We start from the raw sequence: 24,987 nt of genomic DNA, 5'->3' as shown, positions 1-24,987 counted from the left end.
AACACTCATTATAAAGGCGGCCGCCCTAGTTTGCGTCGGCCTCTTCGCGCAGCTGCCGCTGCCGCTCGATGTAGTCGGCCACCGGGCCGCGCACGTCGATTTTGGAAATATCCTTGGCCACGCTCAGGTTCAGGCCCAGCAGGAAGGGGATGTTCTCGACCGGCACTTCGGTGCAATGCTCGGCAAACGCCTTCAGGAAGCGTTTGGACTCGACCACCTTCACCACCTTCTCGCCGCTCATGTATTGCAGGATGCTGGTGATGCTGTGGCCCTTGCCGATGGTGTGATAAATGAATTGGTTGAACTTCCGGTCCAGCTTGGGAAAGTCCAGCGTTTCCTTGGTCATCAGGCCGGACAGGTAATATAAGCCCAGCGCCACGCGGAAGAAGCCGGTGGACTCGCTGCGGTCCACGCCGCAATGGGTGACCGCCAGAATTTTTTCCTGCAATTGAGGGTTCATTTTTTGCTGTTCTCCCGAATACGACTATAGCAAGACATTGAATCAGCTGGTTGCTTGCGTATGAGAATTTTTACATGCTACTCTTGAAATCTTTTTAATGAGGGCAGCGGAATGATCGAGGTAAGTGGCCTGGCCAAACGCTTTCGCCTGCCGTCCCGTGGCGGCAAGCCCGCGCAGGCGCGCGATCCGCGCGACCACGACGGCTGGTTCCATGCGGTGCGCGACGTCAGCTTCCGCTGCGCGCCGGGAGAGGTGCTGGGCCTGCTCGGCCCCAACGGCGCCGGCAAGACCACGACCCTGCGCCTGCTGTCCACGGCGCTGAAACCCGATGCCGGCAGCATACACGCCAACGGCGTCGACCTGCTGCACGATCCGCTGGTGGCGCGCCAGCACATCGGCTTCCTGTCCGGCAGCACCGGCCTGTACGGCCGCCTGACCGCGCGCGAAAACGTCGAATACTTCGGCCGCCTGCACGGCATGGGCCCGCAGCACCTGAAGCGCCGCTGCGACGAACTGTTCGACCTGCTGCAGATGCACGAGTTCGGCAACAAGCGCGCCGACCAGCTGTCGACCGGCATGAAACAGAAGTGCTCGATCGCCCGCACCGTGGTGCATGAACCACAGATCGTCATCCTCGACGAGCCGACCACCGGCCTGGACGTGATGGCGGCCAAGATCCTGCTCGACTTTATCGCCAGCTACAAGGCGCTGCGCGTGCCGCTGATCTTCTCCACCCACCACCTGCATGAAGTGGAAAAGCTGTGCGACCGCGTCTGCATCATCAACCACGGCAAGACCGCCTTCCACGGCACGGTCGACGAGCTGCGCCACCTCGGCGGCAGCGCCGACCTGTACGACGCGTTTGTCGACGTCATCACCCGGGAAGCCTGAGCCATGTGGACCATCTACCTGAAGGAACTGCTGGAACTGGCGCGCGACCGCAAGACCTTCTTCTTCACCGTGTTCATCCCGGTGTTCGCGATGCCGCTGATCTTCACCGGCTTCGGTTTCCTGTCGTCAAGCATGTTCAAGCACGCCAGCCAGGCCGAGATGACGTACTCGATCTTCGGCAAGGAAAACGCGCCGCGGCTGGTCGAGCGCTTCGCCAAGGAAAAAGGCTTCCGCGAAGTGCCGCTGGCCGGCCCGGACGACATCAAGGCCGCGATCGGCGACGACCGCATCAAGTTCGCGCTGGTCATTCCTGCCGGCTTCGAGCAGACGCTGTCCAACCACCAGCAGGGCGTGATCGCGCTGCACTACAACAGCGCCGTCACCGTCGACCTGACGCGCAAGCGCGTGATGTCGGTGATCGGCGGCCAGAACCGCATGCTGCGCGAGCAGGCGCTGTCCGCGCTCAACCTCAACAAGGAGCAGCTGCGCTTCGCGCTCGACCCGATCACGCTGGAAGACCATTCCACCGCCGACAAGCGCGAGCAGATGGGCGCGATGATAGGCGGCATGCTGCCCTACATCCTGCTGATGGTGTGCCTGATGTCGGCCATGTATCCGGCGATCGACACCGGCGCCGGCGAGAAGGAGCGCGGCACGCTGGAAACCCTGCTGCTGGCGCCGGTCTCGCGCAGCGCCATCGTGCTGGCCAAGTTTCTGATGCTGTTCACCATCGGTCTGACCTCGGCGCTGCTGATGATAGGCAGCATGGGCGTGCTGCTGTTCTTCTTCGGCCCGATGATAGGCGGCGACCTGGTGCAGATGGTGCGCGCCATCGGCGTGCTCGACCTGGCCATGGTGGCGCTGATGCTGGTGCCGACCGCCGCCATCTTCGCCGCCATCCTGCTGTCGATCTCGGTCTACGCCAAAAGCTACAAGGAAGCGGCCGGGCTGATCTCGCCGCTGATCATCGTCACCATCCTGCCGACCTTGGTGGCGCTGCTGCCCGGCGTGGAACTGGACTGGAAATGGGCTATGGTGCCGCTGACCAATGTCTCGCTGGCGATGAAGGAACTTGTCAAAGGCACCATGGACTACAGCATGTTCTGGGTGATCCTCCTGTCCACCACGGTAACCGCCGGCGCGCTGCTGGCCCTGTGCCGCTGGTGGTTCAACCGCGAGCAGGTTTTATTTAGGAATTGAACAAGTTGTCTATTCAACTACTAAAAAGCGGCCGCCGCCCATTCCCCCGATTTCGCACTCTGGCGCGCGGTTTTTGCCGCCCATCGCAATGGCGCCCCATCTGCAAGGCAATTTCAATACAATGCCATCATATGAAAAGTGACTGGCCGTGGGGAAATACCGGCCGGGCACTGGCGATCCTTCAGGAGTAAGTATGGAATTACGCATCAGCAACTTGTCTAAAACCTACGGCAATGGCGTCGTGGCGCTGGACAATATCTCGCTCACCATCCCCGCCGGGATGTTCGGACTGCTGGGCCCCAACGGCGCCGGCAAGTCCACGCTGATGCGCACGCTGGCCACCCTGCAGGAATGCGATTCCGGCTCGGTGTTCCTGGACGACATCGACGTGCTCGACGAAAAAGACGAAGTGCGCCGCCTGCTGGGCTACCTGCCGCAGGACTTCGGTGTCTATCCGAAAGTGACCGCCTACGAACTGCTGGACCATTTCGCCGTCCTCAAGGGCCTGTCCAACCGCAACCGCCGGCGCGAAGTGGTCGACGGCCTGCTGCAGCAAACCAATCTGTTCGACGTGCGCAACCAGCGCCTGGGCGGCTTTTCCGGCGGCATGCGCCAGCGCTTCGGCATCGCCCAGGCGCTGCTGGGCGATCCCAAGCTGATCATCGTCGACGAGCCGACCGCCGGCCTCGACCCGCAGGAACGGGTGCGCTTCCACAACCTGCTGTCCGACATCGGCGAAGACAAGACCGTGATCCTGTCGACCCACATCGTCAGCGACGTGGCCGACCTGTGCGCCAACATGGCCATCATCAACAAGGGCCACCTGCTGCTGTGCGGCCCGACCCAGGAACTGATCCACGAGGTCAGCGACAAGATCTGGGCCCGCTTCATCGACAAGCGCGACCTGCCGTCGTTCCAGTTGCGCCATCCGGTCATCTCGTCGCGCCTGCTGTCGGGCCGCACGCTGATCCATGTCTACAGCGAGAACGATCCGGGCGACGGCTTCGAAGAAGCCATCGGCGACCTTGAGGATGTCTACTTCGCCACCATCGCCGGCCGCCACAGCGCCGCGGCCACCTGCGACTGAGGCGGCGACCATGTTTGCCATCGCTCTCTTTGAAGCGCGACAGCGCCTCAAGCTGCTGTCCACCTGGGTGTATTTCGCCGGCTTCCTGGCGCTGTCGCTGCTGTGGATGATGGCCGCCGGCGGCTTCTTCAAGGGCGCCTCGGTCACCTTCGGCAGCCAGCTGATCGACTCGCCGCGCTCGCTGATGTTCACCACCAGCTTCCTCGGCTCGCTGGGCGTGGTGGTCATCGCCGCCATGATGGGCCGCTCGGTGCAGCAGGATTTCGAGTACGACATGCAGCACTTCTTCTTCAGCGCGCCGATCAAGAAACACCAGTACATGTTCGGCCGCTTCCTCGGCGCCTACCTGACGCTGGCCGTCATCTTCACCAGCATCCTGCTGGGCGCCTGGCTGGGCAGCTACATCCCCGGCATCGATCCCGAGCGGCTGGGACAGCCCGGCGCGGCCGGCTACCTGATTCCCTACCTGATCGTCATCCTGCCCAACATCTTCATCTTCGGCGCCGTGTTCTTCATCCTGGCCGCGCTGACACGGCGCATGCTGCCGGTCTACATCTCCAGCGTGGTCATGCTGATCGGCTACATCGTCGCCCCCGGCCTGGCGCGCGACCTCGACTACAAGACGCTGGCCGCGCTGATCGACCCGTTCGGCACCACCGCCGTGATCCGCGTGACCGAGTACTGGCCCATCATCGAGCGCAACACCCGCATGTTCTATCCGGAAGGCGTGTACCTGCTGAACCGCGTGCTGTGGTGCTCGTTCGCGCTGGCCGGCCTGCTGGTCGGCTACTGGCGCTTCCACTTCATCGCCACCATCGACAGCGGCCACGGCAGCACCAGCCGCGGCGAAGGCGAAACGCCGCTGCACCTGTCGGCGGCCTCGACCAACACGCAGGAAAAGCCGGACTTCAAGTCGCGCAGCCTGGCCGCGCTGCTGTTGCAGATGAGCTGGCTGAACCTGCGCGAAACCACCAAGAACATCTATTTCGTCGTCATCGTGCTGGCCGGCGTGCTGATGATGTTCGCCAGTTCGCTGGACATGGGCTCGATGTTCGGCACCACCACCTACCCAGTCACCTACCTGGTGCTGGAATCGGTGAGCGAAACCTTCGCGCTGTTCATGCTGGTCATCACCACCTTCTACGCCGGCGAGCTGGTGTGGCGCGAGCGCGAGGCGCGCATGGGGCAGATGCTGGACGCGCTGCCGGTGCCGAGCTGGCTGCCGATGCTGTCCAAGCTGTTCGCGCTGATCGGCCTGCAGGTGCTGCTGATGGCGATCGTCATGCTGAGCGGCATGGCGATCCAGATCGTCAAGGGCTATTTCATCCTCGAACCCGGCCTGTACCTGTACCACCTGTTCCTGCTGCAGCTGCCGCAGTACGCGCTGGTGGCGGTGCTGGCGATCGCCATGCAGGTGCTGATCAACCAGAAATACCTCGCCTACTTCGCGATGATCGTCTACTACCTGGCCACGATCACGCTGGGCACGATGGGCGTCGACGATCCTATGCTCATCTACGGCAACAGCCCCAGCTTCATCTATTCCGCGATGAACGGCTATGGCCACTTTCTGGCGCGCGAGCGCTGGTTCGAGGCCTACTGGGGCGGCACGGCGCTGCTGCTGGTGGTGTTGTCGCTGCTGTTCTGGTCGCGCGGCACCGACGACGGCTGGCGCCAGCGCCTGCAACTGGCGCGCCATGCGCTGACGCTGCCGGTGCTGGCCACGATCGCGGCCGGGCTGCTGATCTTTGCCGGCGCAGGCGGAGTGCTTTACTACAACATGCACATCGTCAACTGCTACAAATCGCCCTATCAAAAAGATGCCGAGCGCGCCGACTACGAACGCAAGTACAAGAAGTTCGCCGTCGTGCCGCAACCGCGCATCACCGATGTCAAGCTGGACGTGGCGATCGTGCCGGACAAACGCAGCCTGGTCGTCAAGGGACGCTACCTGCTCGAGAACAAGACCGCGCAGCCGGTCAGCGACGTGATGATCCACCAGGACAGCACCACCACCCACTACAAGGTGCGCTTCAGCCAGGACGTGCGGCCGGGCATCAACGATGAACAGCTGGGCTTCTACAGCTACAAGCTGGCCAAGCCGCTGGCGCCGGGCGAGAAACTGACGCTGGACTTCGACATCGCCTACACGCCGAACGGCATCCTCGGCATCGGCCAGGACACGCCGGTGGTCGCCAACGGCACCTTCTTCAACAACAGCGTGCTGCCGCACATCGGCTACATGCAGGCGGCGGAACTGAGCGACGCGCGCGACCGCAAGAAACACAAGCTGCCGGCGCGCGAGCGCATGCTGCCGCGCGACGATCCGGCCGGCCTGGTCAACAACATCGTCAGCAGCGACGCCGACTGGATCAACTTCGACGCCACCATCAGCACCAGCGCCGACCAGGTGGCGATCGCACCGGGCACGCTGGTCAAGGAATGGAGCAGGCAGGGGCGGCACTACTATCACTACAAGATGGACCAGCCCATCCTGAACTTCTATGCGTTCCAGTCGGCACGCTACCTGGTCAAGCGCGACTGGTGGCAGGATGTAGGCATCGAGCTGTACTATCATCCGGGCCACGAATACAACCTGGACCGCATGGACAAGGGCATCAAGGAATCGCTGGACTACTACACCAGGAACTTCGGACCCTACCAGCACAAGCTGGTGCGCATCGTCGAGTTCCCGCGCTACGCCGCGTTTGCGCAATCGTTCCCGAGCACGATCCCGTATTCGGAATCGATAGGATTCATCGCCAAGGTCAACGACAAGAATCCGAAGGACATCGACTATCCGTTCTACGTCACCGCGCACGAAGTGGCGCACCAGTGGTGGGGGCATCAACTGGTCGGCGGCAACACGCGCGGCGGCAGCGTGCTGAGCGAAACCCTGGCCGAATACTCGGCGCTGATGGTGATGAAAAAGAGCTTCGGCGCCGACAAGATGCGCCGCTTCCTGCACTACGACCTGGACCAGTACCTGATGGGCCGCGCCATGGAACGCAAGAAGGAATTGCCGCTGGCGGAGAATGAAAACCAGAACTACATCCAGTACCGCAAGGGCAGCCTGGCGATGTACCAGTTGCAGGACATCGTCGGCGAAGCCAAGGTCAACAGCGCGCTGAAGGACATGCTGGCGCAATCCGGCCGCAAGAGCGGGCCGTACCCGAGCGTGACGGTGCTGGTGGACGCGCTGCGCAAGATCGTGCCGCCGGACCAGGCCTACCTGATCGACGACCTGTTCAACCAGATCGTGCTGTATGAAAACCACGCGGTATCGGCCAGCGCGCGCAAGCTGGCGGACGGCCGCTACGAAGTGACGTTCGCGGTGAGCGCCGCCAAGGTGCACGCCACCGACCAGGGCGTGGAAAAGGATACGGCGCTGAAGGACTGGATCGACATCGGCATCGACGACAAGGACGGCAACAGCCTGTACCGCGAACGCAAGCTCATCGAGCGCAAAGACAATCTGTACACGGTGATCGTCAGCGGCCGTCCGGCCAAGGCCGGCATCGACCCCGACAACAAGCTGATCGACCGCAAGCCCGACGACAACCTGATCAACGTCGAACTGCAAGCCCAATAACCCCCGGGGTCGGCACTGACCCCGGTTTTATTTTTAGACGCTGAGTTGCAGGCGGGCGGTGGCTGGGCGGCGGCCGGTGTCGGCTGCCGTGCGGCGCGCGCTTGGGGCGGCGCTCAGTTTGAACACGGCCACCACCTGCGCCAGCGCGTCGGCCTGGTCGTGCAGCGAGGCTGCCGCGGCGGCGGCTTCTTCCACCAGCGCGGCGTTCTGCTGCGTGACCTGGTCCATCTGGCCGATCGCCTGGTTGACCTGTTCGATGCCGGAACTCTGCTCCAGGCTGGCCGTCGTGATCTCGCCCATGATGTCGGTCACGCGCTGGATGCTGTCCACCACTTCGCTCATCGTCATGCCCGCCTGCGTCACCAGCATGCTGCCGGCGTCGACTTTTTCCAGCGAATCGTCGATCAGCGTCTTGATCTCTTTGGCCGCCGTCGCGCTGCGTTGCGCCAGGCTGCGCACTTCGGTCGCCACCACCGCGAAACCGCGGCCCTGCTCGCCGGCGCGGGCCGCTTCCACCGCCGCGTTCAGCGCAAGGATGTTGGTCTGGAAGGCGATGCCGTCGATGACGCCGATGATGTCGACGATCTTGCGCGCCGAGACGTTGATCGCGTCCATGGTTTCGACCACGTCCGCCACCACGCCGCCGCCGCGCTGCGCCACTTCCGTTGCCTTGACCGCCAGCTGATTGGCCTGGCGCGCGTTGTCGGCGTTCTGCTTGACGGTCGACGTCAGTTCCTCCATCGACGACGCGGTCTCTTCCAGGCTCGACGCCTGCTCTTCGGTACGGCCCGACAGGTCCAGGTTGCCGGCGGCGATCTGGCTCGATGCGCTGGAAATGCCTTCGGTGCCGCTGCGTACTTCCGCGACGATGCCGATCAAGCCGTCGTTCATCATGCGCAGCGCTTCCAGCAGGCGGCCGGTCTCATCCTTGCTGGTCGCGGCGATATGGCTGGTCAGGTCCTTGTTGGCCACGGCGACGGCGATTTCCACCGCCTGGTTCAGCGGCACCGTGATGCCGCGCGTCAAACGCCAGGCGCAGACGACGCCCAGCGCCAGCACCACCAGGCCGAACGCGATCATGAACTGGCGGCTGCGCTGGTACAGCGTTTCAATCGCCACCGCGTTGTCGTCGATGCTCTTGCGCTGCAGTTCCAGCAGGCCGCGCAGCGATTCCAGGTAAGCCTTGCCGTCGGGAGTGAAGCGCTGGTCCAGCAGCTCGGCGGCCTCCTCCAGCTTGCCGTCCTTCTTCAGCGCGACGATGCCGTCGCGCGAAGCCAGATAGCGCTTGCGGTTGGCCTTCATTTCCTCGAACAGCGATTTCTCCTTCTCGCTCTCGAGCAATGGCTCGACTTTCTTTTGCAGGCCGTTGACCTCGGCGGTGGAGGCGGCCGTCTCTTCGGCAAAGAACGGTCCCAGCGACGGGTCGCTGCTCTTGGAGATCGCCGACGTGCGGCGCACGCTGGTGTGGATCAGGCGATACCAGTCGCTGATCATGCGTTCCTTGGCCAGCGGCTGCTGCATCATGTCGCGGGTGGCTTCCGCCACGGTCTGCATGTGGCCGATGCCGATCACGGTCATCAGCGTCATCAACGCCAATACCAAGCCAAAGCCCGCGGCAAGGCGCGTGCCGATTTTCAAATTTTTCATGATAGAGATTGCCGGCTAAGGCAATGTTGGAAATACGACTACAACGATGGAAACTGCGATCGGGCGAGAGGATATAGTTGCCCTGAAGAACCGCTAGTGTACCACGGCAATTATTTTATTGCTGAAGTATGACTAGGCTGTGACGTCCAGCGAGCTGACCAGCCCGGCGTTGAAGGAGTCGGCGATGACGGTGCCGGCCAGATTGGGATTGGCCTTCAGCAGGTCGGCCCAGTTAGCCGATGCCTGTGCGGAAAGTCCGCTGACGGTGCCGGCGCCGGTATAAACGCCGGACGCCGATGGCGACGATGCCAAAGAGGAAAGAATCCCCTGGTCCAACGCCTGCTGGGCAGTGGCCGAAGTGTCGACGTTGCTGCCCTGCTCAGGCACGCTGATCGGTTCGGTGGTTTGTCCCGCCTGCTGCAGCGCATCCAGCAAGCCCGACGGCGTGTACACCGAGGCACCGGTGCTCCCGCCCAGCGAGGCCACCACCGCCGACTGCGCCGACAGGCTGACCGCCTCGGACGACAAGGCCCCCGCCGCCACACCGGACACGGTGGGAACGTAAGGCTGGTACGCCGGGCTGGCGCTGACGGAGTTGAGGGCGACGGTCATGGTGCTTTCACTATAGTGGTTGGGTCCGCATGGCGCAAGCGCAAAAAAACCGGGCGGTTTGGAGGCGCCCGGCTTTCTTAAAACTTCGGCAATCAGATTTTGGCGGCGTCGTGGTCGCGCTGGACCTTGTCGGCATGGCGCTCCACCTTCTCCTCATGGCGCGCCAGCTGCTCGTGATGCTTGTCGGCACTGCGGCGGGCGATCACTTTTTCGTCGTGCTTGATGACCTGCTTCTGCACCTTGATATCGTGCTGCTCGGCCCGGCGCGCCTGATCCAGCTGCTGCGCGCCGGCGATGTCGCCCTTCTTGATGTCGGCGTGCTCGGCACGGGCCAGCGCGTTGCGTTCGCCGCGCTCCGCCTGCAGTTGCTGCTTGCCGGCGGCGACCTGGCCTTGCTTGGCGGCGATCACCGCGTTGTCACGCTTGATCTGGCGGGTGTCCTGGTGTACTTCCTTGCTGTCCTGGCGAATCTGAGCGTTGTCCTGGCGGACTTGCGCCACTGGATTGGTTTGCGCGAAGGCTGCTGCACTGATCATGGAAAGCATGCCGGCGATCATCAGGGATTTGGTTTTCATGATGGAGTTCCTTTTCTAGTGGTTTGCAGATCGCTGCTCATCAGCGTCTTGAGCAATTAACGCGGCCGCCATGCAAGGCGGTGACCACATTCCAGTAAGAAAAGTTACCAGGTGTATCCGGCCAAGGCGGCAGCCAGCTCGCGCTGCCAGGCGCCGGCCTTGACGTGATTCCACACCAGCGCCACCTGCTCCACGCATTCGAACGCGCAATCGGTGACGTGGATGCGGCGCAGTTCCGGATCGGCCAGCGCGAAGTCCGGCAGATAGGCCAGCGCCTGGCCGGATTTGACCAGCGTCAGCAGCAATTGCAGGTCGTCGGTCCAGTAGCGGATCTTGCGCGGCAGCTGATCGTCGCGCCAGCCGTCGGAGCGGGCGCCGCGTTGCACGCCACAAAACAGCGATCGCGAAGGACAAGCAAAATCATGCTCCAGCACCTGCGCCGAGGTGGCCTCGTCCACCGCCAGCGGATGCCGCCGCCCCGCCACCAGATGCAGGGTCACGCTGCCCAGCGGCGTGACCTGCCATTCGTCCGACCAATGCTCGCCACGGCCTTCGATCACGTCGCCGGTGACGATGGCGGCGTTGATGTCGCCGCGCGCCAGCGCCGCCAGCGCTTCATCCTCGAACATCGCCTGCATGCGCAGGCTGCCCTCCGGATAGGCCTGCAAGGCCTGCGACAACATCTGCCCGTGACGCCACAGCAAAATCGCCGGCCCGCCGATGCGGCTGTCGACCGTGGCCTGCTCGCCCATCAAATCGGCCCTGGCCTGGTCGGCCAGCGCCAGCAGCGTCTGCGCGCGCGACAGCAGCAACTGGCCGCTGTCGTTCAGCACCAGCTGCTTGCCGCTGCGGTCGAACAAGGGCTTGCCCAGGCTGTCCTCCAGCCGCTTCAAGGCCTTGGACACGGCCGACGGCGTCAAATGCATCTCCAACGCAGCCGCGCCCAGCGACGGCCGGCGGGCGGCGCTGACAAACACACGCAGGTCAGAAAGATTCATGATGTCCAAACAGGATACAAAAAGTGAATTTAAGTTGCTTTACGCGATACGAATAGCATCTTACCATCAGCAGCATGACGACCCTCACCCAAAAACAATGGATCTACCGCCGGCAGCCTGTCGGCCAGATCACCGCCGAGCACTACGAGCTCGTTGAACAACCACTGTCCACCACGCTCGGCGACGGAGAAGTGCTGATTGAAGCGCGCTGGTTCAGCGTCGATCCGTACATGCGCATCGGCCAGTCGACCAAGCCGACCTACGACACCGATCCGCATCCGCTCGACACCGCGCAACAGGGCGGCGTGGTGGCGCAGGTGCTGGCCTCGAACGCGCCCGGCTTTGCCGCCGGTGACTGGGTGCAGAGCTATACCGGCTGGCAAACCCATGCGCGTGTGCACGCAAGCGGACTGAAACGCATCGATCCCGACCTGGCACCGGTCACCACTGCGCTGGGCGTGCTTGGCATGCCGGGCCGCACCGCCTGGTTCGGACTGACCGAATCGGGCAAGCCGCATGCGGGCGAAGTAGTGGTGGTCTCCGGCGCGGCCGGCGCGGTCGGATCGCTGGTGGTGCAGTTCGCCAAGCGCCACGGCGCCCGCGTGCTGGGCATCGCCGGCGGCCAAGCCAAGTGCGACTGGCTGCGCGACACACTGGGTGCGGACTGGACCATCGACTACAAGGCCTGGAACGATGCCGACGCGCTGGGCGCGGAAATCAAGCGCCTGACCGGTGGCGTCGACGTGTATTTCGATAACGTCGGCGGCATGGTAACCGATGCCATCATCCCCATCATCAACCGCCGCGCGCGCATCGTCGTCTGCGGCCAGATCAGCCAGTACAGCGGCGGGCTGGAGACGCCGGAACTGGGGCCGCGCCTGCTGCATCACATGCTGTACCAGCGCGCCACGATCCAGGGCATGCTGGCGCGCGACTACCTGCACCGCATGGACGAGATGGTCCGCATCGTCGCGCCGTGGGTGAAGGCGGGCGAGATCGTGTTCGAGGAAACGGTGATCGACGGCTTCGAGCAATTGCCGTCGGCGCTGAATTCGCTGTTCACCGGCGAGCACCGCGGCAAGCTGCTGGTGAAGGCATGAGGGCCGTCGCCGTAACGCTGGCGCTGGCCCTGGCGTCCGGCAGCGCTGCCGCCGCCGACGCCACCTACGGCGAGCACGGCATGGCGCTGTTTGGCGGCAAGCAAGGGCTGTATGCATCGCACCTGCCGATGTTCCATGCGCCGCACGACTACCAGGTGATCCTGCAGGTGCACGTCGCCGATGCAGCCACCGACGCCGCGCTGCGCAAGCGTCTCGACGGCAAGACCGCGCTGTGGACCATCGCGCCGGAGAAGTTCGAGCTGTCGCGGCTGGCGCCGTCGGCAGCTGTGCCGCTGCGGCAGTTCAAGGCGGATCTGGTGAAGGGACACTTTGAGCAAGGCGGCGCAACGCAGTTCGCCGCCGCCACCGTCGTGGTCGACAAGGTGCTGATGTTCCGCCAGTTGTCGCCGGCGCAGAAGACCAGCGCCGACGCCAGCTACGTGCAGATCGGCAGCGGCAATCAGCGCTACCTGGTCAAGCGGATCGACAGCCGGCCGGACTTCGACCACATCGTTGCCTACACCGCGGCAAGCGGCGCATCGACGGCGGCCATCACGCTGCGCAAGCAAGCGCTGCAGCAGCCGGACGCTCAAGCATTGGCCGCAGCACTGCATGTGCCCGCCGGCGCGATTCGTGGTACGGTGTATTTTTATACCGAGGACTTGAAGTGACATGGTTCCAGCAGAATACGAAGGCTTGTGGCGCCGCAAGGGCATCTGGCGCAGCAACGGCAGCAGCGACCTGACCACGCAGGTGTGGTGGTTCCAGGCCGCGCGCTATCACATCGACCTGCGCATTCCCGTCGGCCGCGCCGGCATCAGCGGCTTTGCCGGCGAAACGGTGGTGGACGGCGACCGCTGCGAATGGCGCCCCGCCATCGCCTGCCCCGCGATCAGCGCCGACCTCGACGCCGGCTGGATGCGTTTCGACGACGCCGACCACATCCACGAGGCGGGCCTCGACCACAGCTACGAAGAGGACTGGTACCGGGAACCCACCGGTGCCATGCATGGCGTGCGCCTCGAAGACCCCGACAGCGATGAGCTGGCCTACCTGCTCATCGGCGAGCGCTGGATGGCATGGGCCCGCGGCAGCCCGAGCGGCGCCTGCGAGATCACCATCTACCACCATGACCAGCAATGGCAGGCAGTCGCGTCAACTCTTGATGCGGCGCCGTCCCTGACGACGCCGACCTTGCAACAAGCGCTACAATGGAACTCCGGCGACATGGTGATGCCGGCGCTGGCGCCTGGCCGAGCATGGCGAGTCAGCTCAAGATAAATCATGACCCTACGCTGCGCTATCCTGGCTTTCGGCTTTCTCTTCAGCACTGCGGCGGCGAGCGCCGATTCCGCATCGTCCAAACTGATCGACCAGATGCAGGGCGTGTACAAACACCGCTTTGCCAATGCTGTGTACGTGGGAGAGGGCAAACCCGACGAGCCCTATCAATCCGAGGACATCGTCGAAATCGTCCGTTACGACGATCAGCGCATCTATTTCCGCGCCGAGCTGCAGTTCTATAACGGGCACACGTGCAGCATCAGCGGCATCGCCAAATACGACCAGGGGCATTTCGTTTATCGCGACCCGCAAGCGCCACTGCCGGGCGAAGCGCCCTGCACGATGTCGATCAGCACCAACGCCGGCCAGCTCAGCCTCACAGACCGGATCAACGGCAGCGCCAGCTGTCATCCCGGCCACTGCGGCGCGCGCGGCAGTTTGTCCGATTACACGATCCCCACCAGCGCCAAACGCAATATCCGCTACATGGACCGCCTCAAGGCATCGACCGAATACAAGCAGGCCGTTGACGAGTTAAGCACCAAATAGCCGAGAGCCATTCATGCAGATTTCAGACATCCCCTTCGGCACCACCGACTGGCGCTCCATCGAGCCCACCGAGCATCCGGGCGCAACCGGCACCGCCTACTGGCGCACGCAAAAGTTCGGCGCGATCCGCGTTCGCATGGTCGAGTACACGCCAGGCTACCTGGCAGATCACTGGTGCGTCAAAGGCCACATCCTGTTCTGCCTGGAAGGCGAACTGCACACCGAACTGGAAGACGGCCGCAGCTACACACTGACGCCCGGCACCAGCTACCAGGTAGCCGACAACGCCGAGCCGCACCGATCCTCAACAACGATCGGCGCCAAGTTGTTTATCGTTGATTGAGCTGGTGGAGTGATGAGTTGCATCAGCTCAGGGTTTAATCCAGTAACCAGGTTTTTTGCGGTCATGCGCGATAGCAAAAATAACAAACTCGGCGGCTTCTTCACGATACACCACCGTAAATGGAAAGCCCTTTACTTTAACCTTTCGCGTGCCTGCGGGTCCTGGTGCGCCCCCTGAGGGAAACTTTCGGAGGACGTTGAAGGCGGCTTGAACAGCCAGTCGAAAATTGCGGCCGGCCCCAGGTCGCTGCATTTCGTAATACTCAGTCTCGTGCAGCAATTCAGCACGGGCCTCTGCTCGAAGGCGGAGACGTTTCTGACTCAAGGTGCGATGCGTGCAGCATCTCTCATTACGTCATCCACCTCAAAGAGCTCGCCATCGCCTTGTTCATGGGAAGCAACTCGACGTTCAATTTCTGCTACCCAAGCGGCGTCCACATCAACCAAAGCATCCTCACGTAAAGACTCGAGCAGCAAAGTAAGCAGGCGCAGCCGTTCATGAGCGGGAAGCGCACGACCTTGCGCGGCAAGTTCTGCAACACGATCGACCATGGTCGCTCCTGAGATGGATAAGAGAGTAACTGCAGTATATCTGGAAATGAAAACGAGACCGTCGACAACGCCGAGCAGCACCGCTCGTCAACCAAAACTGGGGCCAAGCTGTTTATCGTCGATTGCGCTGGCGGAGCGGTCGAGTTGCATCAACTCCGGCCGGGCCGGCAAATCTGATGGAAGTTTGAAGCTCCATGCCAAGCCGACGCAGCGCATCATGCATAGTACCCACCAGCCGGGATCCCATTCTCCGGCGTGCAAGCCCAATTTGGCCGAACCCGGAAATGCGTGATGATTGTTATGCCAGCACTCGCCCATCGTCAACAGAGAAGTCAGGCGAATATTGTGCCCTTGCACTGCGGCGCCGCGTACTTCGTAATGCATTTCGCCGTGATTGTGAGCGAAGTAGCCGATCAACCAATGGCCAAACACGCCGGCCGTCACTCGCGCACATGTGCCGAAGAACACGAATGACCAGCCACCCCAACAAAACAGCAACATAGCGACCGGCAACTGCTGCAGCATCCAGGTGCGTTCCAGGAATCGATAGAAGCGGTCTTCCGCGATGCGCGGCTCAATGTGGACTTGCGGCTCGTCGGTCAGGTGCAATTCGCAATTCAGCTGCCACCAGGCGTCTAACCATGCCGTTCGTCCGTGGCGCAGATAGTCATGGCATTCCGGCAGACGCTGTGCGTAGTCGCGCAATTCATGCTGTCGCAGCAGGCCCAGAGGCCCGGCCAATCCAACCTGCACGCCAAGATAGACCAGCAAATATTCCAGCCACTTCGGACACTGGTAGCTATCGTGTATCAACTTGCGATGGCTGCCCAGCGAGTGGCCAAACAATAGTACGACTGCGGTGGATATCAGGAATAGCACCAGGCTGGCTAGCGTAAATGTCGTGTACCCACCGATGATCGCGGCAGCGGCCATGCCGAGAAACCATAGCGACTTCAGCGGCGCATAGCGCACTTCACCGATCACGACACTGTCTGCGGCGGCAGCCCGGACACGATGTTGCTCGATACTGGAAAACGCGTGCGACATACTGCTACTCCTTTCACGAGAGTACCGATCAAGTAGCTTTCTTTTTCTTGCTCAATGTCCTGGACTCACGCTTCAGCGGTCCACCGACGGGACAAACCTCCAATGCATATCCAGTCAACGTGTTCACCAGGCTGTCAGCGTTCAATTTGTACAGCACGAATTGTCCCTTGCGCTCGCTAGTGACGAGACCAGCGTTTTCCAGTATCGAAAGATGACGCGAGATCGCCGGGGCACTCATTTCGAAGCGGGTCGCCAATTCGGAAGTCGATAGTTCAAGTTCCGACAAGTAGGCCAGGATTTGCCTGCGAGGTCTGGAGGCCAACGCCTCGAATACACGGTCAAGCTCCATTGATTCACCTATTAACGAATAAGTTAATATTTAAATCCTATTTCGGCGCAATGTCCACTTCTTTCGACAAGATCAATATCATCTCTACGTTTTATCCAAGATTGAGAGCAGCGAGGAGCGCGTAAAGGCGGAGGGAACACTTACACAGGACGAGGTCAAGCGGCGCCTTGGCAAACGGCTAGTAGCTGCTGAAGGGGCACGATAAAAAACGGGACCATCAAGGTCCCGTTTTCATTGGTGCAGCTGAGGATTACTCGGCGGTTGCGGCGGCTTTTTTCGGCGCCGCTTTTTTGGCTGGCGCTTTCTTGGCTGCCGGCTTTTTCACCGCCGCGGCCTTGACCGGCGCGGCTTTCTTGGCCGGGGCTTTCTTGGCGCTCGACTTTTCAGCCGAGCCAGCTCCCGCCGCATCGTCTGCGCCGTCGTCCGCTACCGCCGCCTTGCCCTTGGCGGGCGCTTTGGCCTTGCGTTCCTCGAACTCGAAGCTGATCTTGCCGTCCTTGCCCTTCACCAGGAAGGCCTTGAACGGACGGCGCGTGCGTTGCGAAACAAAGCCCGGCAGCAGATCGGTCTTGCCGTCGTTGAGCAGCTTGGCCATCTGCTCGGGCAGGATCTCCTGCTGCAGGATGATGCGGCCGCTGCGGAAGTCGCACGTCTTCGGCTTGGCGACGCTATTCTCGCACACATACGCCAGGCCCATCTCGTACACGCCGCCGGCGCATTTCGGGCACGGCCCCAGCGCGGTCTGGCCGGTGAAGTCGACCGGTTCCGCATCCTCCGAATCGTCGTTCTGGCCGAAGTCGAACTCCAGCTTGAAGTTCTTGATCTCTTCGTCGCGCACGATGCGCAGGATGGCCGCGAACGGACGTCCCATCTTCGAGCGGAAACCTTGCAGCGGGCCGATGGTGCGGTCCTTCAGCAACTGCTCGACTTCCTCGATCTCGAACTGGCGGCTGCCCGGCGTCTTGCTCATCGAGAAGTCGCACTTGGTGCAGGCGAAGCGGCGATAGTTTTCCTTGACCACGCTGTTGCAGTTCGGGCAAGGCGTGCGCAGCGTGTGGTAGTCGCCGGGAATCGTATCGTTGTCGTATTCCTTGGCGCGCTTGACGATGATCTGCGTCATCTGGGCGATTTCACGCATGAACTCGTCACGCGAGATCTTGCCCTTCTCCATCTGCGACAGCTTGTATTCCCACTCGCCGGTCAGTTCCGGTGCGGTCAGTTCGTTGACGCCCAGGCCGCGCAGCAAGGTCATCAGCTGGAACGCCTTCGCGGTCGGCATCAGTTCGCGGCCTTCGCGCAGCAGGTAGCGCTCGGTCAGCAGACCCTCGATGGTGGCGGCGCGCGTGGCCGGCGTGCCCAGGCCCTTGCCGGCCATCGCATCGCGCAGCTCGTCGTCCTCGACCAGCTTGCCGGCGCCTTCCATGGCCGACAGCAGCGTCGCCTCGGTGTAGCGTGCGGGCGGCTTGGTGACCAGGCCGTTGGCGTTGACCTGGTCGGTCAGCACCTTCTCGCCCTTGGCGACCGGCACCAGATTGCCGTTGGCGTTGCCTTCCTTGTCGTCGTCGGTCGACGCTTCCTTGCCGTAGATCGCCAGCCAGCCCGGATTGGTCATGACCTTGCCTTCAGTCTTGAACTGATGGCCCATCACTTCGGTGTAGCGGGTGGTGACCTGGAACTCGGCAGGCGGGAAGAACACGGCCATGAAGCGGCGCGTGACCAGGTCGTACAGCTTCTGTTCCGGCTCGGACAGGTTCTTCGGCGCGATCGTGGTCGGGATGATCGCGAAGTGATCCGAGATCTTGGTGTTGTCGAAGATGCGCTTGTTCGGCTTGACCCACTTCTTGTCCAGGATCTGCTTGGCGAACTGGTGGTAGTTCGGGTTTTCCTTGACCACGTCCAGCGCCTGCAGCACGGTCGGAATGTAGTCTTCCGGCAGGTGGCGCGAATCGGTACGCGGGTAGGTCAGCACCTTGTGCTTTTCGTACAGCGCCTGGGCCAGGCCCAGCGTGTTCTTGGCCGAGAAGCCGAAGCGCGAGTTGGCTTCGCGCTGCAGGCTGGTCAGGTCGAACAGCGCCGGCGCCATCGACGTGGTCGGCTTGGCTTCCTCGGTGACCACGCCCTGCTTGCCGCGGCAAGCCATGGCGATGGTGTCGGCCGCGGCCTTGCTCCACAGGCGCTCGGCGCGCTTCTCCGGATCGGTCTCGTCCTTCTTGAACTTGGTGTCCAGCCAGCGGCCTTCGTAGATGCCGGCCGCGCAGACGAATTCGGCGCGCACTTCCCAGAAGTCGCGGGGGACGAATTTCTTGATCTTCTCTTCGCGCTCGACCACGATCGACAAGGTCGGCGTCTGCACGCGGCCCACGGTGGTCAGGTAGAAGCCGCCCTCTTTCGAGTTGAACGCGGTCATCGCGCGGGTGCCGTTGATGCCGATCAGCCAGTCCGCTTCCGAGCGGCAGCGGGCAGCGTCGGCCAGCGGCATCATGTCTTCGTCGCTGCGCAGGTGGGTGAAGCCTTCGCGGATCGCGCCGGGCGTCATCGATTGCAGCCACAGGCGCTTGACCGGCTGCTTGGCCTTGGCGTTCTGCGCGATCAGGCGGAAAATCAGTTCCCCTTCGCGCCCCGCGTCACATGCGTTGATCAGGGTGGTGACGTCTTTGCGTTTGATCAGCTTGTTGAGCACCTTGAGCCGCGACTCGGTCTTGGCGATCGGATTGAGCGCGAAGTACGGCGGGATCATCGGCAGGTGGGCGAAGCTCCATTTGCCGCGCTTGACGTCGTGTTCTTCCGGTACGGCAATTTCCAGCAGGTGACCGACGGCGGAGGACAGCACGTACTCGTCGGATTCAAAGTACTCATCGTGCTTGGTAAAGCCGCCAAGCGTCTTCGCGATGTCGTTCGCGACAGAAGGCTTCTCGGCGATGATGAGGGTTTTGGTCATATTTTGTATCTCGTTTTTTAACACTTTGGATGGGTGCAGCATGCGCATCATACATGGATCGCGTCGCAGTCTGCACTTTTGCGTCGCCGATGGCAAGCCCGGCGCGTGACAGTCTTGTCAAAGCGCCAATGATAAGCGGGTTGCCGGCCAGACTGCAAGCAAACAGCGCCATACTGGGTAGCGGCGCCGGTGAATGTTGTTTAATTTATTGCCCGGAAGGAAATCCAAGGCAGGCTGCACGTATATATTAGTGCAGCAGGCGTGGCGCCTGGTCCTCGTCGGAGCCGAACAGGTCGTCGAACATCAGCGCGTCCGGCTCCTTGCCTTGGCTCCAGAGCAACATCAGGACGATGACCTTGAGCTTGCCCAGCGAAACCGGCGCCTCTTCCAGCGCCAGCGCCCGTTCGATGACGATTTCGCGTTGCAATGGCGACAACACCTTGGCCGATTCCAGGAACTGGATGAAGCCGATCGCGGCAGAACCGAGCACGTCCTGCTCTTCGTCCACGTAGAAACGGGTGCCGGTGGAGGCCGCCGTCAGCGTTTGCTCGACCCCGGCCATCGCGGTCAGGTCGGTCAGCCAGACCAATGCCTCGGAAATCTCTACATCGTCAAAACCGACAGCCGACAGTTTCTTGGCCAATGCCGCCGGTTCAGGGCAGGCATCGGGACGGTAATACGTCTCGTAGAGGTAAACAAGGATGTCGAACATGGCTCTACTCTATCAGCTAAAACAGATGCCGCACAAGTGCTGCACAGAACGCCTTATCTTTCAGCAACTTGGACGCTGTCATGCGCGCAAGCGCTGGAACATACCGCCGGGCAAACGCTCGATCAGGCCCGCCAGTTCCAGCGCCAGCAACTGGCCCTGCAGGTCGGCGGCGGCCTGTCCCAGGCGCAGCGCCAGCAGGTCGGCCGGGGCCGGATCGTCGCCCATCGCCTCCAGCACGCGGTCGACAAAGCTGTCGTCCAGCGGCGGCCGCGCGCCGCCGGCGCCGGGCGCCAGCAATTGCAGGTCGGTCAGGATGTCGGCCGCCGTTTCCACCAGCTTGGCGCCGTCCTCGCGTATCAGGATGTGGCAGCCCTTGGACAAGGTGGCGTGGATGGAGCCGGGAATCGCATACAACGCCTTGCCCTGGTCCACCGCCAGCCGCGCCGTGATCAGCGAGCCGGACTTCGCGGCCGCCTCCACCACCAGCACGCCGCGCGCCAGCCCGCTGATGACGCGGTTGCGGCGGGGGAAGTTGTCGCGCAGCGGCGGCGTGCCCAGCGCGTACTCGCTAACGATGCAACCCTGCTCGGCGATGCGGCGCGCCAGCTCGTCGTGACGGGCCGGGTAAATGCGGTCGGGGCCGGTGCCGATGACGGCGATGGTGCTGCCCGGACCGTTCAAGCCGCCCGCGTGGGCCGCCGCGTCGATGCCCAGCGCCAAACCGGAAACGATGGTCAGGCCGGCGTCGGACAGCGCCTCGGCCATGCGCGCGGCGTTCAGCATGCCCTGCACGCTGGCATTGCGCGCGCCGACCACGGCCAGCGACGGCCGCGCCAGCAGCCCGGCATTGCCCTTGACGTAAAGCATCAGCGGCGCGGCGGCGACATGGCGCAGCGATTCGGGATAGCCTGGATGGTCCAAGGTCAGCAGCAGGTTGCCGGGTTGTTGCTGCCAAGCCAGCGTGGCCTCGACCAGCGCAGCCAGTTCGGCGGGCGGCTGCAGCAGCGCGTCGGCCTGGTCGCGCTTGACCTCCTCCAGCAGCGTGTCGCGCTCGGCGCCAAAGATCGCCTCCGGCGTGGCGAAGCGCTCCAGCAGCCGGTGCGCCGTCAGCAGGCCGACGCCGGCCGTCATCTGCAGGCGCAGCCAGCCGGTCAGCGCCGGCGCGCTGACTGGTTGGAACTCGGCGGTGGGGGTATCCGTGGCTTGCACGGCGCGGGTCACTCCGGCGACTTGGCGACGTCGCCCACTTCCACCGGCGCCGACACCTGCATGATCAAGCCGTAGGAAATATGCTTAAACACGCGGAAGATAAACAAGCTGCCCACTTCCTCATCCGGCAGCTTGACCTGCTGTTCGCGCATGCCCAGCCAGCTCTTCTTGGCGGTGCCGTCGCTCACAGTCTTCCCCGCATGGTACAGCTGCAGCACGGAGCCGATGTCGAGTCCGTCAAGCTTTCCGCGATTAATGCTGACTACCTGGTTCTGGCCGGCGTGCGTCACGCCGCCGTAGATCGCCACCACCCGCGAATTGACCTTCAGCTCAGGCGGATGCGGCACATAGTTCTGCATCGGCATCGGCGGAATCGCGCGCAGCTGGTCGCCCTTGCCCATTTCCTCCTTGGCGCTGGCGACGATGAAGGTGTGCACGTCGCTGCCGCTGCCCGGCTTGGCTTCGGTCTGCAGCTTCAGCGTGCCCAGGTAAAACGCCTCGTAGCCGATGACCTGCTTGGTGACCGGATCCTTCAACGGGGTGCCGGGACGGAACACCTGGAACGAGGTGTTGCCCTTCAGGTCGCCGCGCACATAGGCTTTGTCGTCCTTGCCCAGGAACACATGGCTTTCCTGCGTGGCCACCACGCGCGGTGCGCCGGCCAGTTCGTCGTTTTCGATGATCAGCGGCTGCGTCAGGAACGGCTCGATGACGCCGGCCGGAATCGACGTCACCGCGTCCTTGCCCAGGCCCTCGGTGCGCAGTTGCGGCTTGAGCCGCAGGTTGGACGCGCCGCCGGCGCCGTCGATGGTCGCCTCGATCTTGTTGCCCAGCCGCAGGCGGCCGGCGGTGCGGTCGAACCAGATGATCTGGCCCGGATAGATCCAGTGCGGGTTGGCGATCTCGTCGCGGTTCATGCCCCAGACGGTCGGCCAGCACCATGGACGCTCGAGGAATTTACCGGAAATGTCCCACAGCGTATCGCCCTTGACCACCAGGTGCTGGTCCGGCGCGTCGGCGCGGAATTCACATTTCAGTGGTTCCGCCGAGGCCGCCGTCAGACCGGAAAAAAGCGCCGCCAATACTAAGCGGGTGCCGACTGTGCTAAAATTTTTCATTAGTAGATCCGGTAAATGCGCCATACATTGCGCAGGCACACGATAGCAAGAAGGTGAAAAGGCTTGCTAAATTGAATCAAATTCTGCCCATAAAACCCTGAACTAGCAAGAGAAACCGCGCAATGGTACCCGGCGCGGATGTTGCATTTTTGATGGGGAAAACCGCCGCGGCGACCTCCGGTCCACCGCGCGCGTTATCAAGGCAATCACTTAGTTATCAACACAGTTACAGCACATGGCTATCTTAAATATTTTGCGTTACCCCGACCCACGCCTGCACAAGGTCGCCAAGCCGGTCACCGTCTTCGACGAGCGGCTGGAAAAGCTGGTCGCCGACATGGCCGAAACCATGTACGAAGCGCCCGGCATCGGCCTGGCCGCGTCGCAGGTCGACGTGCATGAGCAGCTGGTCGTCATCGACATCTCCGAAACCAAGGACGCGCTGGTCGCCTACATCAATCCGGAAATCATCTGGGCCAGCGAAGAGAAGCAGATCTACGACGAAGGCTGCCTGTCGGTGCCCGGTATCTACGACGGCGTCGAACGCCACGCCCAGGTCAAGGTCCGCGCGCTGGACGTCAAGGGCCAGCCTTTCGAAGTGGAAGCCGACGGCCTGCTGGCGGTCTGCATCCAGCACGAGATGGATCACCTGCTGGGCAAGGTGTTTGTCGAATACCTGTCGCCGCTGAAGCGCAACCGCATCAAGAGCAAGCTGGTCAAGGAAGAGCGCGGCATGGCGCGCGAAGCCCAGTTGCGCGCGCAAGGCCGCCGCTTCTGATTTCCATCATTCAGCATCACCGGGGAACCGCATGAAAGTCATCTTTGCCGGCACGCCGGAATTTGCCGCCGTGGCCCTGCAGTCCCTGCATGAGGCCGGCTTTGAAATTCCGCTGGTGCTGACCCAGCCCGACCGTCCGGCGGGACGCGGCATGCATCTGCAGCCGTCCGCCGTCAAGCAATACGCGGTCGTGCACGGCATCGAAGTGCTGCAGCCGCTGTCGCTGCGCACCGACAGCAAGGACCCGGTGCGCGCCGAGCAGGCGCTGGCCGCGCACGCGCGCCTGCTGTCGACGCCGTACGACGTCATGGTGGTGGCCGCCTACGGCCTGATCCTGCCGCGCAGCACGCTCGACATCAAGCCCTGCCTCAACATCCACGGTTCGCTGCTGCCGCGCTGGCGCGGCGCCGCGCCCATCCACCGCGCGATCGAGGCGGGCGACCGCGAGACCGGCATCACCATCATGGAAATGGAAGAAGGCCTGGACACCGGCCCGATGCTGCTGATCGAGCGCATCGCCATCGGCGACCAGGACACCACCGGCATGGTGCACGACAAGCTGGCCGCGCTCGGCGGCAAGATGATCGTCGAGGCGCTCAACAAGATGAGGCACGGCCAGCTGGAAGCCGTGCCGCAGCCCGAGGCCGGTGTCAGCTACGCCGCCAAGATCAGCAAGGAAGAAGCGGCGCTGGACTTCACCCTACCGGCCGTCGAGATCGGTCGCAAGATCCGCGCCTTCAATCCCTTCCCCGGCGCGCACGCGTCGGTCAACGGCGTCAACGTCAAGCTGTGGGGCGCCGAACTGCTGGAAGCCGACAGCAAGGCGCCGGCCGGCCAGGTGTTGGCAGCCGACGCGCAGCACGGCATCGTCGTGTCCTGCGGCAGCGGCTCGCTGCGCCTGACGGAACTGCAAAAGCCGGGCGGCAAGCGCTTGCCGGCGGCCGAGTTCATCAAAGGCTTCCCGCTTGAAGGCTTGACCTTCGCCTGACAACTCAGCCCGCAGCCTTGCGTGCTTCGGCGCGTATCCAGTCGGCGACGATGACGGCGTCCGCGCCGGCGTCGCGCCGCGTCAGCAGCCAGTAGGCGTAATCGCTGGCGGCCGGCGGCAAGCCGCTGGCCAGCGCCAGCTTGCCCTGCTCCAGCAAAGGCCGCACCAGTTCCAGCCGTCCCAGCGCGACACCCTGCCCGGCCAGCGCAGCCTGCACCACCTGATCGTACTGATTGAAACGCAGCATGCCTTGGGGCTTGACCTTCCCTGCACCGGCGCCGCGCAGCCAGGCAGCCCATTGCAGCCAAGGACGCGATACGTCGTCAAACTCAAGCAACACCTGCCTGCGCAACTGCGCCGGATCTTCAATCGCGGCCACGGCCAACGCGGGATGCGCCACCGGCACCAGCGCTTCGCCGAACAGCCGCAGCGCGCCTTGCGGCGCCTCCTCCGGCCGGCAATAACGCAGCGATAAATCGACCTGCTCGCGTTCCAGATCGACGAAGCGGTTGTTGGCGGCCACCCGCACGTCGATGTCCGGCGCCGCCTGCTGGAACGCGTTCAGGCGCGGCAATATCCACAAGGCCGTCACGCCGATGCTGGCGCTGATGGTGACCGGCTGCCGCGTATCGGCGGGGCGCAGGCTGGCTACCACGTCGCCCAATTGCTCCAGCATCGCATCCGCGCTGCGGAACAGCCGCCGGCCCTCGCCGGTGAACTCGATGGAGCGGTGCCCGCGCACCAGCAGCCGGTAGCCCAGCGACGATTCCAGCGCCTGTATCTGGCGGCTGAGCGCCGACTGCGTCAGGCACATGTCTTGTGCCGCGAGCGTGATACTCATGCGGCGGCCGACTGCGACAAAGCTGCGCAGCAGGTCCAGCGGCGGAAGATCCAAAAGGCGGTTAGGCATAGTATGACTGTATCACGCATGCACAACAGGAATGTGAATGCGGCGAATA

The 24,987-nt window shown here is 63.0% G+C and carries 25 protein-coding genes; 11 read left to right on the top strand and 14 right to left on the bottom strand.

The features are described 5' to 3' along the window. Positions 1–25 precede the first annotated feature (25 nt). The gene (locus ACSQ3S_RS06010; protein ID WP_176654801.1) at positions 26–460 is read right to left on the bottom strand and encodes a hypothetical protein; all 435 of its coding nucleotides are present in this window, start codon (positions 458–460) and stop codon (positions 26–28) included. 111 nt (positions 461–571) lie between these two features. Here ACSQ3S_RS06010 and ACSQ3S_RS06005 point away from each other — a divergent pair, with 111 nt between their 5' ends. The 4 genes from ACSQ3S_RS06005 (at position 572) to ACSQ3S_RS05990 (ending at position 7,230) form a co-directional block, all read left to right on the top strand. Further along, entirely contained in the window at positions 572–1,351 is a 780-nt protein-coding gene (locus ACSQ3S_RS06005; RefSeq protein ID WP_436141855.1) for an ABC transporter ATP-binding protein, read from the top strand. Positions 1,352–1,354: 3 nt separating this feature from the next. Further along, positions 1,355–2,551, top strand: a complete 1,197-nt coding sequence (locus ACSQ3S_RS06000) for an ABC transporter permease (protein WP_436141854.1) — start codon at positions 1,355–1,357, stop codon at positions 2,549–2,551. A gap of 193 nt (positions 2,552–2,744) precedes the next feature. After that, a complete protein-coding gene (locus ACSQ3S_RS05995) occupies positions 2,745–3,638 on the top strand; it encodes an ABC transporter ATP-binding protein (protein ID WP_176654804.1) in 894 nt (297 codons plus the stop codon). Positions 3,639–3,648: 10 nt separating this feature from the next. Next, positions 3,649–7,230, top strand: a complete 3,582-nt coding sequence (locus tag ACSQ3S_RS05990) for an ABC transporter permease/M1 family aminopeptidase (protein ID WP_436141853.1) — start codon at positions 3,649–3,651, stop codon at positions 7,228–7,230. Positions 7,231–7,263: 33 nt separating this feature from the next. On the opposite strand, the gene ACSQ3S_RS05985 is transcribed toward ACSQ3S_RS05990, so the two are convergent. The 4 genes from ACSQ3S_RS05985 to ACSQ3S_RS05970 all read right to left on the bottom strand — a co-directional run bounded on the left by ACSQ3S_RS05985 (position 7,264) and on the right by ACSQ3S_RS05970 (position 11,062). Further along, positions 7,264–8,877: a methyl-accepting chemotaxis protein gene (locus tag ACSQ3S_RS05985; RefSeq protein WP_436141852.1), complete on the bottom strand. Its 1,614-nt coding sequence runs from the start codon at positions 8,875–8,877 to the stop codon at positions 7,264–7,266. A 132-nt stretch (positions 8,878–9,009) separates the two neighbouring features. Further along, positions 9,010–9,489 carry a hypothetical protein gene (locus tag ACSQ3S_RS05980; protein ID WP_353399430.1) on the bottom strand — a complete coding sequence of 160 codons (480 nt, stop codon included), beginning with the start codon at positions 9,487–9,489 and terminating at the stop codon, positions 9,010–9,012. A gap of 92 nt (positions 9,490–9,581) precedes the next feature. Next, positions 9,582–10,064 (bottom strand): hypothetical protein, encoded by a 483-nt coding sequence (locus ACSQ3S_RS05975; protein ID WP_436141851.1) that lies wholly within the window; start codon positions 10,062–10,064, stop codon positions 9,582–9,584. 104 nt (positions 10,065–10,168) lie between these two features. Beyond that, the gene (locus tag ACSQ3S_RS05970) at positions 10,169–11,062 is read right to left on the bottom strand and encodes a LysR family transcriptional regulator (RefSeq protein ID WP_436141850.1); all 894 of its coding nucleotides are present in this window, start codon (positions 11,060–11,062) and stop codon (positions 10,169–10,171) included. A 74-nt stretch (positions 11,063–11,136) separates the two neighbouring features. On the opposite strand from ACSQ3S_RS05970, the gene ACSQ3S_RS05965 reads away from it, so the two are divergent. Genes ACSQ3S_RS05965 through ACSQ3S_RS05945 form a run of 5 tightly spaced genes read left to right on the top strand, consistent with a single transcriptional unit; the run spans position 11,137 to position 14,338 of the window. Continuing rightward, on the top strand, positions 11,137–12,162 hold the full coding sequence (locus ACSQ3S_RS05965) for an NADP-dependent oxidoreductase (protein ID WP_436141849.1): 1,026 nt from the start codon (positions 11,137–11,139) through the stop codon (positions 12,160–12,162). After that, complete coding sequence (locus tag ACSQ3S_RS05960; protein ID WP_436141848.1) at positions 12,159–12,833, top strand: hypothetical protein; 675 nt, start codon at positions 12,159–12,161, stop codon at positions 12,831–12,833. Before ACSQ3S_RS05965 ends, ACSQ3S_RS05960 begins: the two co-directional genes overlap by 4 nt. A 1-nt stretch (position 12,834) precedes the next feature. Beyond that, on the top strand, positions 12,835–13,443 hold the full coding sequence (locus ACSQ3S_RS05955; RefSeq protein ID WP_436141847.1) for a hypothetical protein: 609 nt from the start codon (positions 12,835–12,837) through the stop codon (positions 13,441–13,443). A gap of 3 nt (positions 13,444–13,446) precedes the next feature. Next, positions 13,447–13,995, top strand: coding sequence for a hypothetical protein (locus ACSQ3S_RS05950; RefSeq protein WP_176654813.1), 549 nt, complete (start codon positions 13,447–13,449; stop codon positions 13,993–13,995). Positions 13,996–14,008: 13 nt separating this feature from the next. Beyond that, complete coding sequence (locus tag ACSQ3S_RS05945; RefSeq protein ID WP_436141846.1) at positions 14,009–14,338, top strand: DHCW motif cupin fold protein; 330 nt, start codon at positions 14,009–14,011, stop codon at positions 14,336–14,338. A 27-nt stretch (positions 14,339–14,365) separates the two neighbouring features. Here ACSQ3S_RS05945 and ACSQ3S_RS05940 read toward each other — a convergent pair whose 3' ends face one another. The 8 genes from ACSQ3S_RS05940 to ACSQ3S_RS05905 all read right to left on the bottom strand — a co-directional run bounded on the left by ACSQ3S_RS05940 (position 14,366) and on the right by ACSQ3S_RS05905 (position 22,262). Next, on the bottom strand, positions 14,366–14,662 hold the full coding sequence (locus tag ACSQ3S_RS05940; protein ID WP_436141845.1) for a type II toxin-antitoxin system RelE/ParE family toxin: 297 nt from the start codon (positions 14,660–14,662) through the stop codon (positions 14,366–14,368). Next, positions 14,659–14,889 carry an addiction module protein gene (locus tag ACSQ3S_RS05935; protein ID WP_436141844.1) on the bottom strand — a complete coding sequence of 77 codons (231 nt, stop codon included), beginning with the start codon at positions 14,887–14,889 and terminating at the stop codon, positions 14,659–14,661. The genes ACSQ3S_RS05940 and ACSQ3S_RS05935 overlap by 4 nt, the downstream gene beginning before the upstream one ends. Positions 14,890–14,976: 87 nt before the next feature. Beyond that, positions 14,977–15,936: an acyl-CoA desaturase gene (locus tag ACSQ3S_RS05930; RefSeq protein ID WP_436141843.1), complete on the bottom strand. Its 960-nt coding sequence runs from the start codon at positions 15,934–15,936 to the stop codon at positions 14,977–14,979. A 28-nt stretch (positions 15,937–15,964) separates the two neighbouring features. After that, positions 15,965–16,285: a metalloregulator ArsR/SmtB family transcription factor gene (locus ACSQ3S_RS05925; RefSeq protein WP_436141842.1), complete on the bottom strand. Its 321-nt coding sequence runs from the start codon at positions 16,283–16,285 to the stop codon at positions 15,965–15,967. Between the two features lie 250 nt (positions 16,286–16,535). Continuing rightward, positions 16,536–19,223 (bottom strand): DNA topoisomerase III, encoded by a 2,688-nt coding sequence (locus ACSQ3S_RS05920; protein WP_436141841.1) that lies wholly within the window; start codon positions 19,221–19,223, stop codon positions 16,536–16,538. A gap of 247 nt (positions 19,224–19,470) precedes the next feature. Then, complete coding sequence (locus tag ACSQ3S_RS05915) at positions 19,471–19,935, bottom strand: DUF494 family protein (protein WP_176654818.1); 465 nt, start codon at positions 19,933–19,935, stop codon at positions 19,471–19,473. A 78-nt stretch (positions 19,936–20,013) separates the two neighbouring features. After that, a complete protein-coding gene (gene dprA / locus ACSQ3S_RS05910; protein ID WP_436141840.1) occupies positions 20,014–21,156 on the bottom strand; it encodes a DNA-processing protein DprA in 1,143 nt (380 codons plus the stop codon). Continuing rightward, a complete protein-coding gene (locus ACSQ3S_RS05905) occupies positions 21,153–22,262 on the bottom strand; it encodes a LysM peptidoglycan-binding domain-containing protein (protein WP_176654820.1) in 1,110 nt (369 codons plus the stop codon). Before ACSQ3S_RS05905 ends, dprA begins: the two co-directional genes overlap by 4 nt. A 235-nt stretch (positions 22,263–22,497) precedes the next feature. Here ACSQ3S_RS05905 and def point away from each other — a divergent pair, with 235 nt between their 5' ends. Then, entirely contained in the window at positions 22,498–23,040 is a 543-nt protein-coding gene (def, locus tag ACSQ3S_RS05900) for a peptide deformylase (protein ID WP_436141839.1), read from the top strand. 31 nt (positions 23,041–23,071) lie between these two features. Next, entirely contained in the window at positions 23,072–24,028 is a 957-nt protein-coding gene (gene fmt / locus ACSQ3S_RS05895; protein ID WP_436141838.1) for a methionyl-tRNA formyltransferase, read from the top strand. Positions 24,029–24,032: 4 nt separating this feature from the next. Here fmt and ACSQ3S_RS05890 read toward each other — a convergent pair whose 3' ends face one another. Further along, positions 24,033–24,938 (bottom strand): LysR substrate-binding domain-containing protein, encoded by a 906-nt coding sequence (locus ACSQ3S_RS05890; protein ID WP_436141837.1) that lies wholly within the window; start codon positions 24,936–24,938, stop codon positions 24,033–24,035. Positions 24,939–24,987: the final 49 nt, after the last annotated feature.

This window comes from Duganella sp. LjRoot269 (assembly GCF_964254095.1).
GTDB classification, from domain to species: Bacteria; Pseudomonadota; Gammaproteobacteria; order Burkholderiales; family Burkholderiaceae_D; genus Rugamonas; species Rugamonas hordei.
This window is presented reverse-complemented; position numbering and strand designations above follow the sequence as displayed.